Raw genomic sequence first — 13,072 nt, forward strand, 5'->3', positions numbered from 1 at the left:
TTATGCCTCACCCAGATACGCGCGGATAACATCCGGGTTGTTGCGGATCTCTTCCGGCGTGCCGTTAGCCAACGGCGTGCCCTGGTTCACCACGTAGATACGGTCGGAAATGCCCATCACCAGCTTCATATCGTGTTCAATCAGCAAGATAGTGGTGTTGTGATGGTTACGTAGTTCGGCAATCAGCTCATCCAGCTCTTTGGTCTCTTTCGGGTTGAGGCCGGCGGCCGGTTCGTCGAGCATCAGAATTTCTGGCTGCGTCACCATGCAGCGGGCAATCTCCAGCCGGCGCTGGTCGCCGTAGGCCAGATTACTGGCCTGGCGGTTGGCATGTTCCAGCAGGCCAATACGCTCAAGCCAGGTCGCCGCGCGGTCCAGCGCTTCGCTTTGCGCGCGGCGGAAAGCGGGCGTTTTCAACAGGCCGGAAAAGAGGCCCGTTTTCAGTTGCTGGTGCTGCGCCACCAGCAGGTTTTCAATCACCGTCATTTCGCGAAACAGGCGAACATGCTGGAAAGTACGTACCACGCCCATGCGGGCGATCTGCTGGCCCGGCAATCCTTCCAGATGCCGCTCGCGCAACGTGATCGTACCGCCTGTCGGCTTATAAAAACCGGTCAGGCAGTTAAACACCGTCGTTTTACCCGCGCCGTTAGGGCCAATCAGCGACACAATTTCCCGCTCACGCAATTCCAGCGATACATTGTTGACCGCCAGCAAACCGCCAAAGCGCATCATCAGGCCGTTAACCGCTAATAATGGCTGACTCATGCCTGCTCTCCTTTCGCCTGACCACTTTTCAGCTTCAACTGCGGACGCGTCATCGGCAGCAATCCCTGCGGGCGCCAGATCATCATCAACACCATCAAACCGCCGAGCATCAACATGCTGTATTCGTTGAAATCGCGCATCAACTCGCGCGACACCACCAACAGAACCGCCGCCAGGATCACCGCAAACTGCGAGCCCATTCCGCCCAGCACCACAATCGCCAGCACGAAGGCGGATTCGGCGAAGGTGAAAGATTCCGGGCTGACAAAGCCCTGGCGGGCGGCAAACAACGTCCCGGCGAAACCGGCAAACGCGGCGCTGATAGTAAAAGCGGTCAGCTTGATGCGCGTCGGGCTTAAACCTAATGAGCGACAGGCGATCTCATCCTCACGCAACGCTTCCCACGCCCGGCCCAGCGGCATACGCAGCAGGCGGTTAATGACAAACAGCGACAGGACCACCAGCAACAGGGCCACCAGATAGAGGAAAATGACCCGGTCGGATGGGTCGTACTTCACGCCAAAGAAATTGCTGAAGGTATCCCAGCCGCCTTCGCGGGTGTTGCGGCTAAACTCCAGACCAAACAGCGTCGGTTTGGGGATCTGACTGATGCCGTTCGGGCCGCCGGTAATTTCAGTGTTGTTGAGCAGCAGGATACGGACGATTTCGCCGAAGCCGAGCGTCACAATCGCCAGATAGTCGCCGCGCAGACGCAGTACCGGGAAGCCGAGCAGGAAACCAGCGGCGGCAGAGACCAGTCCCGCCAGCGGCAGGCAGGTCCAGAAACCCAAACCGTAATAGTGGTTGAGCAGCGCAAAGGTATAAGCGCCGATGGCGTAAAAGCCGCCGTAGCCCAATACCAGCAGGCCGGACAGCCCTACCACCACGTTCAGCCCCAGACCGAGGATGATATAAATCATGGTCATAGTGGCGATATCGACGCTACCGCGCGACACCATAAACGGCCACGCCACAGCGATAACCAGTAGCGCCATCAGAAACAGCTTTTGCTTAACGGTAGAGCCATCGATCGCCGGCAGAATAAACTTCGGTCCGGAGACGTGCTTCACCGCTTTCTGGAACATCGGACGCAGCAACTGAAAGAAAAAAACCACTGCCGTACCGATAAAGATCCACTGCCAGCGGATGTCGGCGGCGGTATCCACCACCAGTTTGGTGCCGTCCAGCTCCAGTTGTACGCCCATGAAGACGCCAGCCAGAACGAAGAACATCGCCGCAGAGAACAGAGCCATCGCAATATGCATCGGTTTCATACTTTCTCTACCTCCGGACGCCCCAGGATACCGGTCGGCATCACCAGCAGTACCAGAATCAGCAGAGCGAACGATACGACATCTTTATATTCGGTACTTAAATATGCAGACGAGAGCGCTTCGGCAACGCCCAAAATCAGACCGCCGATCATCGCGCCCGGAATGCTGCCAATACCGCCCAGCACCGCCGCGGTGAACGCTTTCATCCCGGCCATAAAACCGATGTAGGGGTTAATTACGCCATAGAACTGACCGAGCAGCACGCCCGCCACCGCCGCCATTGCCGCGCCGATAACAAACGTTAGCGCAATGACACGGTCGGTATTAATGCCGAGCAGGCTGGCCATTTTCAGATCCTCCGCGCAGGCGCGGCAGGCGCGGCCCATCCGGGAGTAGCGAATGAAAATGGTGAGCGCCAGCATAGCCAGAAAGGTGACTATCCAGATAACCGCCTGCATGGTGGTGATGGACGCGGAAAAGTTTTCGCTGCTGCCCACAATCCACTGGCCGTTAAACAGGCTGGGTAACGCCACGTCGCGCGAACCTTCCGTCAGGCTGACGTAGTTTTGCAGGAAGATGGACATCCCGATGGCGGAAATCAGGGCAATCAGGCGCTTGGAGTTGCGCACGGGCCGGTAAGCGACTCGCTCGATACTCCAGCCGTAGGCGCTGGCAATAATAATCGCGCCGATAAATCCAGCGGCCACCAGGAGCCAACTGGTGTCTATTCCCATCATCATTAGCGCGGCGATGATCATAAAAGAGACGTAGCTGCCGATCATATACACCTCGCCATGAGCGAAGTTGATCATGCCGATAATGCCGTACACCATCGTATAACCGATAGCAATCAGCGCGTAGGTGCTCCCCAGCGTGACGCCGTTAAACATCTGCTGCAAGAAATAGAGAAACTGCTCGGACATAAGGTAACCTTTTTAAACCCGCCCGGCGTGCGGGCGGTGGGATAACTTATCTTCTGGCATTACTTCGCGACGGTTGACGAGCCGTCGGCGTGCCACTGGAAGACGCCAAATTCAAATCCCTTAAGATCGCCTTTTTCATCCCATTTCAGCGGCCCAATAACGGTATCAGCCCCGTTCGCTTTAAGATCTTTCACCAGATCCAGTGGAGCATGGCTGGCGCTACGCGTCATTGCGGTCGCCAGTGACTGGACGGCGGCGTAGGTGATCCAGACATACGGACCGCTGGGATCTTTCTTGTCGGCTTTCAGCGCCTCAACAATCGCTTTATTCGCCGGGTCCTGGTCATAACGTTTTGGCATCGTCACCAACATGCCTTCCGCCGCACCGCCCGCAATATTGGACAGCGACGCGTTACCAACGCCTTCCGGCCCCATAAATTGCGTTTTCAGGCCATTAGCCCGCGCCTGGCGCAGCATCTGCCCCATTTCCGGGTAGTAGCCGCCGTAATACACAAAGTCGATATTCTCTTTTTGCAAGCGAGCAATCAGGGCGGAGAAATCTTTTTCACCGGCGGTAATACCATCAAAAAAGACAATATTGGCATTGCCCTGCTTCAGGCCATCCTGCACGGAGCGCGCCAGTCCTTCGCCGTATTGCTGTTTATCGTGAATGATAGCGATGCGCTGCGGTTTCACCGTTTCCAGGATGTATTTCGCGGCCGTTGGCCCCTGGGAGGAGTCCAGGCCGGCGGTACGCATAATGTACTGATAGCCGCGCTGGGTCAGCTCCGGGTTAGTCGCCCCCGGGGAGATCATCAGAATACCTTCATCTTCATAGATATCGGATGCTGGCTGAGTAGAAGAAGAACACAAGTGACCAATAACGTACTGAATACCGTCGTTAACGATTTTGTTGGCCACCGCCACCGCCTGTTTTGGATCGCAGGCATCATCGTACTCTACGCCGACCAGCTTATCGCCTTTAATACCGCCTTTAGCGTTGATGTCTTTAATGGCCTGGCGCGCGCCGTTAAATTCCATATCGCCCCATTGCGCTACCGGGCCGGACATCGCCCCGACTATGGCGACTTTAATATCATCTGCCATTGCCCCCTGCGAGACTGCTAATGCAACAATCCCTGCGATTATTGTTTTCGCTTTCCGTTTCATGTGCCTGTATCCCCATTCGTGATGTTATATGTTTTGTTTTTTGCTGGTTAAAAAGCAGACTGTACTTTTTATAAATGGTGCGCTTTTTACTGACTCATTAATGAGTTAGCGCAGCATTTAAAGCATAATAAGATTAAAATCTCTATTTTTCAGTCTATTAAGAAAAGATAATATTCTGCTTTTCGCTATAGATAAACAAAAAAAAGCATGCTTGTCAGCATAAAATAACGGCATATTAAGCGGAATAATTCACTAGCATTCAGGGAATTATGCTGCCTGTTTTCCATTCTCTAATGCTTCAAACTGTAATTATCGTTGTTAAAAAATTAATAACCTGGTAAATGACACAAAAAAGAGAAAGCATCTGGCCTGCCTGTTTCGGTACACTGATCGCATCTTTTGAAATCGGGACAAGCCGTCGATGAAGCTGACCATTCTTCGTTTAGAACACTTTAGCGCTCAGGATCAGATCGATCTGGGCAAAATCTGGCCGGAATATTCCGCCTCCTCATTAAGCGTAGATGAAACGCACCGGATTTATGCCGCGCGGTTTAATGAGCGTTTGTTGGGCGCCGTAAGAGTGACGCTGAGCGGAACGCAGGGCGCGCTGGATTCCTTACGCGTGCGTGAAATCACCCGTCGCCGCGGCGTCGGGCAATACCTGGTAGAAGAAGTCATCCGCGATAATCCCAACGTCTCGTCGTGGTGGATGGCGGATGTCGGTGTTGAAGACCGCAGCGTGATGGCCGCGTTTATGCAGGCGTTAGGTTTTACCGCCCAGCATGACGGCTGGGAGAAGCGCTAAAAGAAAGCCGGATGGCGCTGACGCTTATCCGGCCTACATGCCGGGAGAAAAGATAAAAACCACCTCGCAATTTTCCAAGAATTTCGCGTTGCAGGCAGGCGGCAAGTTATGAAATCCCCGGGAGCTTACATAAGTAAGTGGCCGGGGTTGAATAACGTAGCCAACGCACCTGCAGCGCGAAAGGCGCCAGGAAAATTACTTAGCGTCTGTCGCCGTACCATTCGCATGCCAGTCAAACACGCCGAACTCAAATCCTTTCAGATCGCCCTTCTCATCCCACGACAGCGGTCCCATTACGGTGTCGACCGTGGCGCCTTTCAGGTATTTGGCGATTTCCGCCGGATCGTCAGACTGGTTCAGACCCGCCTGCAACGATTGCAGCGCGGCGTAGGTGGTCCACACGAATGCGCCGCTAGGATCTTGTTTCTTGGCTTTGATGGCATCCACAATCGGTTTGTTCGCCGGGACCTGATCGTAGTTCTTCGGTTTGGTGACCAGTAAGCCTTCCGCCGACTCTCCGGCGATGTTAGACAGCGAGACGTTCGCCACCCCTTCCGGCCCCATAAACTGGGTTTTCAGCCCTGCGGCGCGGGACTGGCGCAAAATCTGCCCCATTTCCGGGTGATAACCGCCGTAGTAGACAAAGTCGATATTCTCTTTCTTCAGGCGCGCAACCAGAGTGGAGAAATCTTTTTCGCCAGCGGTGATGCCGTCAAAGAATACGACGTTAACGCCGCCTTTCTTCAGACCGTCCTGCACCGCGCGCGCCAGCCCTTCGCCGTACTGCTGCTTATCGTGGATAATCGCGATGCGCTGCGGTTTTACCTTCTCCAGAATATACTTTGCCGCCGTTGGCCCCTGGTCAGAGTCCAGGCCGGTCGTGCGCAAAATCAGGTTATAGCCGCGTGCGGTCAGCTCCGGCGCGGTCGCCGCCGGGGTTATCATCAGGATACCTTCGTCTTCGTAGATATCAGAGGCTGGCTGTGTGGAAGAGGAGCATAAGTGTCCGATAACATACTTGATGCCGTCGTTCACCACTTTGTTAGCGACAGCTACCGCCTGTTTCGGGTCGCAGGCGTCGTCATATTTCACCGCGACGAGCTTATCGCCTTTAATACCGCCTTTCGCATTGATATCGGCAATTGCCTGCTCCGCACCGGTAAATTCCTGGTCGCCATACTGCGCCACCGGACCGGACATCGCGCCGACAACCGCGACTTTAATGTCCTCTGCGAATGCCATATGGCTTAATGACAGGGCGATACATCCTGCCAATAACGTTTTACCCTTCATATTCATCCTGATAATCCCCATTATTCTGGTTGTTACGTGTGTTGTGGTGTTATTGTTCAGCACTTTATTTCGATTATTGGCTAGCTACCCGTGCTTTAGCAGCATACTCTGCTAAAACATACCCGATTTTTATTATTTTGGAATAGCTAAATTTACATCCAGATAACAGATTTGTGTCGGTGGGGGAGAGGAAGGGCCCGTAGGCCCGATAAGCGAAGCGCCATCGGGCCTACGTGTTGCCGGATGGCAGGGTAAACGCCTTATCCGGCCTACAAAAAACAAAACCCCCGAATTCACATTCGAGGGTTCATTGGCAATTCGCGAAGATTACGCTTCGATCGCAGCGCGAAGCTTTTTCATGGCGTTCTTTTCAAGCTGGCGCACACGCTCAGCGGAGACGCCGTAACGATCGGCCAGCTCCTGCAACGTAGACTTATTGTCTTCGTCCAGCCAGCGAGCGCGGATAATATCCTGGCTACGCTCGTCGAGCCCCTGCATCGCATCGGTCAGTCGGTTGGCGGCCTGCTCTTCCCAGTTATCGTCTTCAATGCCGTCGGCAAAGTTAGACGATTTATCCTGCAGATACAGCACCGGCGCCATTGGCTGGCTGTCGGACTCATCGTCCGAAGACATGTCAAACGTCATGTCCTGCGCCGCCATACGCGACTCCATCTCACGCACGTCTTTACTGGAAACACCCAGTTCGCGCGCCACCATTTCAACCTCATCCTGATTAAACCAGCCCAGACGCTGCTTGGTTTTACGCAGATTAAAGAACAGCTTACGCTGCGCTTTCGTGGTTGCGACTTTAACGATACGCCAGTTACGCAGCACGTATTCGTGAATTTCTGCTTTAATCCAGTGTACGGCGAAGGAGACCAGGCGCACGCCTACTTCCGGGTTAAAACGACGTACGGCTTTCATCAGGCCGATGTTGCCTTCCTGGATCAAATCCGCCTGCGGCAGACCATAGCCCGCATAGTTACGAGCAATATGAACAACAAAGCGCAGGTGAGACAGGATCAGCGTTTTAGCTGCTTCCAGATCGCCCTGGTAATGCAGCCTTTCAGCCAATGCCCGCTCCTCGTCAGCCGATAACATCGGCCACGCGTTCGCTGCCCGGATATAAGATTCCAGGTTGCCAACAGGGGCTAAAGCTAAATTTTGCATTTCTTTGGTCATTCAAATCCTCTCAATCAGTATTGCCTGGCACCGTCAGCGAGCAACAACCGTGCCAAAGCCGATGAGCAACGAGAATATCACCCACTCTTTTATCAGACAGTGATTTTATCCACAAGTTCAATGTAACACTGTGCATAATTTGCACAAATCTTGTGACATAAAGATGACGCGCGGGGAAGAGACAACAGGGACTCTTTCCCTGCGAACGGAAGCCCATTGCAGGGAAAGATTATACCACGATTTTATCAATCGGGAGTAAAGTGACGTAAATGTTGCACCGTGGCCAGCCAGGCGGCGATCCAGCCAATCATGGAACAGACCAGCAGCAGCAACAGGCACTCATCGAACGATAAGCCATTGAGATCAAACTTCGTGCCGAAGACCTGCGCCACTTCAGTCACCGCCGATGATAAACGCATCACCAAAATTTCAGACAATATCAGTGAAAGAAACGCGCCGGAAAAACCGAGCAACGCGCCGCCATAGAGGAACGGACGCAGGATAAAGCCATCGGTCGCGCCAATCAGCTTTTGCACGTTAATGGTATCGCGACGGGCAAAAATGCTCAGGCGCACGCTGTTGCCGATAACGAGGAAGACCGCCGCGACCATCAGCACGCCGATCATCGCCGACACGCGGCCCACCAGCCCGGTGAGCGCCGCCAGGCGCGCAAACCAGCTATCATCCATGCGGACTTCGTCAATGCCGTTAATCTGCGAGATACGGTCGCGCAGCGTATTAAGCGAGGCGGTACTCTGGAAGTCCAGCTTGGGGATCACCACCGCTACCGCCGGCAGCGGGTTCTCTTCCAGCATGTCCAGCGCGCCGCCAAAACCCGACCAGTTGCGGAATTCTCCCAGCGCGTCCTCACGGGACAGGTAGTTGACCTTTTCAACGCCCTGCTCGGCCTGAAGCTGCCCAACAACCCGCGCCGCCGCATCATCATCCAGCGTTTTTTGCAGATAAACGGTGATCTGCGGCGACGGATAATACTGAGTCGCCGCCTGGTTGACGTTCTTATAGACCATGTAACAGACGCTGGGCAGCGTCAGGGAGATGGCGATCACCATCACCGTCAGAAACGTCGCCAGCGGTTTGCTTTTCAGATCTTGCAGCGCGCCGTGCCAGGCATAGCGCACCTGTTCATTAAAGACATTCGTTTTACGTGAGTTCGGTTTCGGCATCGGCTTCTGGCGTCCTGGCGCGTTGCGCCCGCCGCCTGTTCCGCCGCGAGACTTACGCAGTCGATCCAGCCGTCCGCCGAACTGCCTGATTTGGTTAATCGCGTCGCGCCTATTCATTGGCCAGGCCTCCATGCAGATGTCCATCGCTCAGGACGAGCTGCCTATAGGAACGACGGGAGATAAGTCCAATATCGTGCGTCGCCATCAGTACCGTCACCCCTACGCGGTTAAACTCTTCAAACAGACGTAAAATCCCTTCCGACAACGCGTCGTCCAGGTTCCCGGTCGGTTCATCCGCCAGCAATACCGCTGGCTTATTGACCACCGCGCGGGCGATGCCCACGCGCTGTTGTTCGCCTCCGGAGAGTTGAATCGGGAAGTTTCTCGCTTTGTCCAGTAGTCCAACCTTATCCAGCGCCGCCGACACACGACGACGGATATCATCGCCGCTGGCACCGGCAATGATTAACGGTATCGCCACATTGTCATAGACCGTGCGATCCATCAGCAGATGGTGATCCTGGAAAATCATCCCAATCTGGCGGCGCAAAAACGGCACTTCGCGGTTTTTCAGACGCGTAATATCATGCCCGCTGAAGAAGATTTTGCCGGCGCTGGGCCGCTCAATCCCACAGATTAGCTTCAGCAGGGTACTTTTCCCCGCGCCGGAGTGGCCGGTCAGAAACGCCATCTCGCCTGGCCGCATATGGAATGTCACTCCCTGCAGCGCTTGTCTCCCGCCGAGATAGGCCTTGCTGACATGTTCAAAGCGAATCATTGTTAATCCTCTCGGGCAAAAAGTGCCTCAATAAAATCGTCCGCCTTAAACGGACGCAAATCCTCGATACGTTCGCCCACGCCAATGTAACGGATAGGAATGCCAAACTGGTCAGCTACCGAGAAAATCACCCCGCCTTTCGCCGTACCGTCCAGCTTGGTCAGGGTAATACCGGTTAAGCCTACCGCTTCATGGAACAGTTTGGCCTGGCTTACCGCGTTCTGTCCGGTGCTGGCGTCAATGGTCAGCATAACTTCATGTGGCGCTTCTTCGTCCAGCTTTTTCATGACGCGAACGATTTTTTTCAGCTCTTCCATCAGGTGCGACTTGTTCTGCAGACGCCCTGCCGTATCGGCAATTAACACATCCACATTACGCGCCTTCGCGGCCTGGATAGCGTCAAAAATCACCGAGGCGGAGTCCGCGCCGGTATGCTGGGCGATAACCGGAATGTTGTTACGCTGTCCCCAGACCTGTAGCTGTTCGACCGCCGCCGCGCGGAAAGTATCCCCCGCCGCCAGCATCACTGATTTACCCTGCTGCTCAAACTGGCGCGCCAGTTTACCGATAGTGGTGGTTTTACCCACGCCGTTCACGCCAACCATCAGAATAACAAAAGGCGTTTTACCTTCAATATTAAGCGGTTCGTCTACCTTCGCCAGAATCTCGCCCATCTCGTCTTTCAACAGACCATACAGCGCCTCGGCATCTTTAAGCTGTTTGCGGCTGGCGCCTTCCGTCAGATTAGCGATAATCTTACGCGTGGTTTCCACCCCGACATCAGCGATGAGCAACTGCTCTTCCAGCTCCTCGAACAAATCATCGTCGATTTTCTTGCCGCGGAACAGACTGATAAATCCGGAACCGAGATTTTCTTTGGTTTTCAGCAGGCTGCGTTTCAGGCGGGCAAAGAAACCTTCTTTAGTCGGTTTTTCCTGCTCCTGAACGATCGCTTCCACCGGCTCGTCTTCTTCCGCTGGCGGAACAACCATCACCGCCTCTTCCGCCGCCTGAGCGGCCAGCGCCTGCGCTTCCAGCTCTTCGTCGGTGAATTTCGCCGCGTTTTCGCCCTCTTCTTCTACCGCGGCAATGACCTCTACGGTTTCCGCTTCGGCCTGCCACTCTTCCGGCGAGATAGCCTCGTCTTTGACCTCTTCCGGCAGCGGCAATTCCTCGCGTTCCACCGCGATCTGCGGCGCTGCCGTCTCAATGGCCGCCGCGGGCTCCGGCTCTACCGGCTGCGGTTTTTCGCTCTCCTGAACTTTCTCAGTAACGTCCACCACCTCTTCCGCAAAGGCTTCGGTTTCTGCTTTGCTGTGTGCGGGCGTTTGCGCGTCTACGTCTGCCGCCGTTTCAACAGGGGGCTCAACCGGTCGTTGTTCCTCAACAATCTGCTGTTCTTCGGTCTGTTCCTGCTTCTGCTCTTTATCACCGAAGCCCAACCAGGAAAAGAAGCCACGTTTTTTCTGTTTTGCCATCTGCGACTACACCCCTCGCGGCGCTATATACATGGAAGCTAAAAAAATGATGAAATAGTCTATCACTTAACTTAATTCACATCACCGCCTGGAATAACTTGCAACAGGCGGTTCGAGCAAGAGAAATGAAAAAACCGACTCACTCTGGCAGCGGCCAAATCCGCATTATTGGCGGGCAATGGCGTGGCCGTAAATTACCGGTTCCGGACAGCCCGGGTCTGCGTCCCACCACCGATCGCGTGCGCGAAACGTTATTTAACTGGCTGGCTCCGGTAATGGTAGACGCCCATTGTCTGGATTGCTTTGCCGGCAGCGGCGCGCTGGGTCTGGAAGCGCTATCGCGTTATGCGGCCCAGGCAACGTTACTGGAAATGGATCGCGCCGTATCGCAGCAGTTGCAAAAAAATCTGGCGACGCTGAAAGCCAACAATGCTCGCGTCGTCAATACCAATACTCTGGCCTTCCTCAGCCAGCCGGGGACGCCGCATCACGTCGTCTTTGTCGACCCGCCGTTTCGTAAAGGGCTGCTGGAAGAGACGTTACAATTGCTGGAAACCCAGGGATGGCTGGCCGACGACGCGCTAATCTACGTAGAAAGCGAGGTGGAAAACGGTCTGCCGCCCGTTCCGGCGAACTGGACATTGTATCGAGAAAAGGTGGCCGGACAGGTCGCTTATCGTCTGTATCAGCGCGACGCGCAAGGAGAAAATGATGTTGATTAATCTGGGCCGCTTATTAATGCTCTTCGTGTGGGCATTTTTGATTCTTAATCTGGTGCATCCCTTCCCGCGCCCGCTCAATATTTTCGTCAACGTGGCGTTGGTGTTCATGGCGCTGATGCACGGTATGCAACTGGCGCTGCTGAAATCAACGATACCGAAAGAGGGTCCGCAGATGACGACGGGAGAAAAAATCCGCATTTTCCTGTTCGGCGTGTTTGAGCTGCTGGTCTGGCAGAAGAAGTTTAAGAACAAAAAATAACGTTTGCTGCCGGATGACGGTTTATTCGTTATCCGGGGTACGGCTAACAAACCCGACGAACCGCGTTCCCTTATAGCTCAGCGTACCTTGATCGCCCACCGTCAAAGCGTGGTACTGCTGCGCTTGTAAACGGAACGTTTTTTCCAGACCGCCATTGAGCGGCTTAAAACTGACCTCATAGCGCATACTGGTTCCCGCCGGGCTCACTTCCTGCTGGCGAGAGCGTCGGTCGTTAACCGGCTTCTCCCGTTTATTGCTAACCACGACCAGCTTTTGCTGTAACGGCGCCGCCTCATTAGCGGCTTTTTCCCGCCGTTGCTGAACGAAGCGAAACGACGCGGCAACTACGATTAATGCGATGATTATAATGAAGAAAAGCGGTGGCTTACTCATACTGTTAACCTGTCAGAAAATGCGGAAATAAGCATACCCTGCCCGTTATAGTGTTGTCATCTGACCGTCACGGCCTCTACACTGAATAATAGAGCCGCAAGCATACCGTTTGCGAAAAAATAACGAATTCAAGGAATTAAGATGCTTTGGTCGTTTATCGCTGTCTGCCTGTCCGCATGGCTGTATGTGGACGCCTCCTATCGCGGGCCAGCCTGGCAACGCTGGGTTTTTAAGCCCGTCACGTTATTACTATTGCTGTTACTGGCCTGGCAAGCGCCGATGTTTGACGCCATCAGTTATCTTGTGTTGGCCGGACTGTGCGCCTCGCTGGTCGGCGATGCGTTAACGCTCTTGCCGCGTCAACGCCTGCTGTACGCCGTCGGGGCATTTTTCTTATCGCATCTGCTCTACACCATTTATTTTGCCAGCCAAATGACGTTGTCGTTCTTCTGGCCGCTGCCGCTGGCGTTACTGATAGTCGGCGCGTTGCTTATCGCCGTTATCTGGACGCGACTGGAGGAGCTACGCTGGCCGGTATGTACTTTTATCGCCATGACTCTGGTCATGGTCTGGCTGGCGGGCGAACTGTGGTTCTTCCGCCCAACGGCGCCAGCCCTTTCGGCCTTTACCGGCGCGACGCTGCTGTTTATCGGCAATATCGTCTGGCTGGGTAGCCATTACCGCCGCCGTTTCCGGGCGGATAACGCGATTGCCGCCGCCTGCTACTTTGCCGGACACTTCCTGATTGTTCGCTCGCTGTACCTGTAAATAATAGCGCTTGACTCTGGAGTCGACTCCAGAGTGTATCCTCCGGTTAATGAGAAAATTATCATCAACCGGAGGA

General features: G+C 54.4%; 15 protein-coding genes. 5 read left to right on the forward strand and 10 right to left on the reverse strand.

Annotated elements, in window-relative coordinates; translation table 11 throughout:
- The 4 genes from livG to livK are packed head-to-tail and all read right to left on the reverse strand — an operon-like array spanning position 1 to position 4,134.
- Positions 1 to 768, reverse strand: coding sequence for a high-affinity branched-chain amino acid ABC transporter ATP-binding protein LivG (livG, locus tag ACLJR2_RS04050; RefSeq protein WP_000082083.1), 768 nt, complete (start codon positions 766 to 768; stop codon positions 1 to 3).
- On the reverse strand, positions 765 to 2,042 hold the full coding sequence (gene livM, locus ACLJR2_RS04055) for a branched chain amino acid ABC transporter permease LivM (RefSeq protein WP_000803764.1): 1,278 nt from the start codon (positions 2,040 to 2,042) through the stop codon (positions 765 to 767). Before livM ends, livG begins: the two co-directional genes overlap by 4 nt.
- Positions 2,039 to 2,965 (reverse strand): high-affinity branched-chain amino acid ABC transporter permease LivH, encoded by a 927-nt coding sequence (gene livH, locus ACLJR2_RS04060; protein ID WP_000003007.1) that lies wholly within the window; start codon positions 2,963 to 2,965, stop codon positions 2,039 to 2,041. The genes livM and livH overlap by 4 nt, the downstream gene beginning before the upstream one ends.
- A gap of 59 nt (positions 2,966 to 3,024) precedes the next feature.
- Positions 3,025 to 4,134, reverse strand: a complete 1,110-nt coding sequence (livK, locus tag ACLJR2_RS04065) for a high-affinity branched-chain amino acid ABC transporter substrate-binding protein LivK (RefSeq protein WP_000822976.1) — start codon at positions 4,132 to 4,134, stop codon at positions 3,025 to 3,027.
- Between the two features lie 421 nt (positions 4,135 to 4,555).
- On the opposite strand from livK, the gene panM reads away from it, so the two are divergent.
- The gene (gene panM, locus ACLJR2_RS04070) at positions 4,556 to 4,939 is read left to right on the forward strand and encodes an aspartate 1-decarboxylase autocleavage activator PanM (RefSeq protein WP_000778873.1); all 384 of its coding nucleotides are present in this window, start codon (positions 4,556 to 4,558) and stop codon (positions 4,937 to 4,939) included.
- The gene (locus ACLJR2_RS04075) at positions 4,917 to 5,051 is read left to right on the forward strand and encodes a hypothetical protein (RefSeq protein ID WP_001517957.1); all 135 of its coding nucleotides are present in this window, start codon (positions 4,917 to 4,919) and stop codon (positions 5,049 to 5,051) included. The genes panM and ACLJR2_RS04075 overlap by 23 nt, the downstream gene beginning before the upstream one ends.
- 83 nt (positions 5,052 to 5,134) lie before the next feature.
- On the opposite strand, the gene livJ is transcribed toward ACLJR2_RS04075, so the two are convergent.
- The 5 genes from livJ to ftsY form a co-directional block, all read right to left on the reverse strand.
- Positions 5,135 to 6,238 carry a branched chain amino acid ABC transporter substrate-binding protein LivJ gene (gene livJ / locus ACLJR2_RS04080; protein WP_001533929.1) on the reverse strand — a complete coding sequence of 368 codons (1,104 nt, stop codon included), beginning with the start codon at positions 6,236 to 6,238 and terminating at the stop codon, positions 5,135 to 5,137.
- 321 nt (positions 6,239 to 6,559) lie between these two features.
- Complete coding sequence (rpoH, locus tag ACLJR2_RS04085) at positions 6,560 to 7,414, reverse strand: RNA polymerase sigma factor RpoH (RefSeq protein WP_000159621.1); 855 nt, start codon at positions 7,412 to 7,414, stop codon at positions 6,560 to 6,562.
- A 245-nt stretch (positions 7,415 to 7,659) separates the two neighbouring features.
- Positions 7,660 to 8,715 (reverse strand): permease-like cell division protein FtsX, encoded by a 1,056-nt coding sequence (ftsX, locus tag ACLJR2_RS04090; RefSeq protein WP_001081703.1) that lies wholly within the window; start codon positions 8,713 to 8,715, stop codon positions 7,660 to 7,662.
- Positions 8,708 to 9,376 carry a cell division ATP-binding protein FtsE gene (gene ftsE, locus ACLJR2_RS04095; protein WP_000617729.1) on the reverse strand — a complete coding sequence of 223 codons (669 nt, stop codon included), beginning with the start codon at positions 9,374 to 9,376 and terminating at the stop codon, positions 8,708 to 8,710. The genes ftsX and ftsE overlap by 8 nt, the downstream gene beginning before the upstream one ends.
- Before the next feature lie 2 nt (positions 9,377 to 9,378).
- Positions 9,379 to 10,854 carry a signal recognition particle-docking protein FtsY gene (gene ftsY, locus ACLJR2_RS04100; protein ID WP_001533896.1) on the reverse strand — a complete coding sequence of 492 codons (1,476 nt, stop codon included), beginning with the start codon at positions 10,852 to 10,854 and terminating at the stop codon, positions 9,379 to 9,381.
- Positions 10,855 to 10,979: 125 nt separating this feature from the next.
- Here ftsY and rsmD point away from each other — a divergent pair, with 125 nt between their 5' ends.
- Both rsmD and ACLJR2_RS04110 read left to right on the forward strand, forming a co-directional pair.
- Positions 10,980 to 11,576 carry a 16S rRNA (guanine(966)-N(2))-methyltransferase gene (gene rsmD, locus ACLJR2_RS04105; RefSeq protein WP_000743276.1) on the forward strand — a complete coding sequence of 199 codons (597 nt, stop codon included), beginning with the start codon at positions 10,980 to 10,982 and terminating at the stop codon, positions 11,574 to 11,576.
- Entirely contained in the window at positions 11,566 to 11,835 is a 270-nt protein-coding gene (locus ACLJR2_RS04110) for a DUF1145 family protein (protein WP_000906759.1), read from the forward strand. Before rsmD ends, ACLJR2_RS04110 begins: the two co-directional genes overlap by 11 nt.
- 21 nt (positions 11,836 to 11,856) lie before the next feature.
- Here the strand turns inward: ACLJR2_RS04110 and ACLJR2_RS04115 are convergent, their stop codons facing one another.
- Positions 11,857 to 12,228: a DUF2500 domain-containing protein gene (locus ACLJR2_RS04115; protein ID WP_000042851.1), complete on the reverse strand. Its 372-nt coding sequence runs from the start codon at positions 12,226 to 12,228 to the stop codon at positions 11,857 to 11,859.
- A gap of 141 nt (positions 12,229 to 12,369) precedes the next feature.
- Here ACLJR2_RS04115 and ACLJR2_RS04120 point away from each other — a divergent pair, with 141 nt between their 5' ends.
- Complete coding sequence (locus tag ACLJR2_RS04120) at positions 12,370 to 12,996, forward strand: lysoplasmalogenase (RefSeq protein WP_000964735.1); 627 nt, start codon at positions 12,370 to 12,372, stop codon at positions 12,994 to 12,996.
- Positions 12,997 to 13,072 lie beyond the last annotated feature (76 nt).

The organism is Salmonella sp. SAL03688, assembly GCF_046551895.1.
Classification (GTDB): Bacteria; Pseudomonadota; Gammaproteobacteria; order Enterobacterales; family Enterobacteriaceae; genus Salmonella; species Salmonella enterica.

Coding starts and splice junctions, on each gene's coding strand:
- livK (WP_000822976.1), bottom strand. CDS start 4,134: ATGAAACGGAAAGCGAAAACAATAATCGCAGGGATTGTTGCATTAGCA.
- ftsY (WP_001533896.1), bottom strand. CDS start 10,854: ATGGCAAAACAGAAAAAACGTGGCTTCTTTTCCTGGTTGGGCTTCGGT.
- ACLJR2_RS04110 (WP_000906759.1), top strand. CDS start 11,566: ATGTTGATTAATCTGGGCCGCTTATTAATGCTCTTCGTGTGGGCATTT.
- livM (WP_000803764.1), bottom strand. CDS start 2,042: ATGAAACCGATGCATATTGCGATGGCTCTGTTCTCTGCGGCGATGTTC.
- livJ (WP_001533929.1), bottom strand. CDS start 6,238: ATGAATATGAAGGGTAAAACGTTATTGGCAGGATGTATCGCCCTGTCA.
- panM (WP_000778873.1), top strand. CDS start 4,556: ATGAAGCTGACCATTCTTCGTTTAGAACACTTTAGCGCTCAGGATCAG.
- livG (WP_000082083.1), bottom strand. CDS start 768: ATGAGTCAGCCATTATTAGCGGTTAACGGCCTGATGATGCGCTTTGGC.
- ACLJR2_RS04115 (WP_000042851.1), bottom strand. CDS start 12,228: ATGAGTAAGCCACCGCTTTTCTTCATTATAATCATCGCATTAATCGTA.
- rpoH (WP_000159621.1), bottom strand. CDS start 7,414: ATGACCAAAGAAATGCAAAATTTAGCTTTAGCCCCTGTTGGCAACCTG.
- ACLJR2_RS04075 (WP_001517957.1), top strand. CDS start 4,917: ATGACGGCTGGGAGAAGCGCTAAAAGAAAGCCGGATGGCGCTGACGCT.
- ACLJR2_RS04120 (WP_000964735.1), top strand. CDS start 12,370: ATGCTTTGGTCGTTTATCGCTGTCTGCCTGTCCGCATGGCTGTATGTG.
- ftsE (WP_000617729.1), bottom strand. CDS start 9,376: ATGATTCGCTTTGAACATGTCAGCAAGGCCTATCTCGGCGGGAGACAA.
- livH (WP_000003007.1), bottom strand. CDS start 2,965: ATGTCCGAGCAGTTTCTCTATTTCTTGCAGCAGATGTTTAACGGCGTC.
- ftsX (WP_001081703.1), bottom strand. CDS start 8,715: ATGAATAGGCGCGACGCGATTAACCAAATCAGGCAGTTCGGCGGACGG.
- rsmD (WP_000743276.1), top strand. CDS start 10,980: ATGAAAAAACCGACTCACTCTGGCAGCGGCCAAATCCGCATTATTGGC.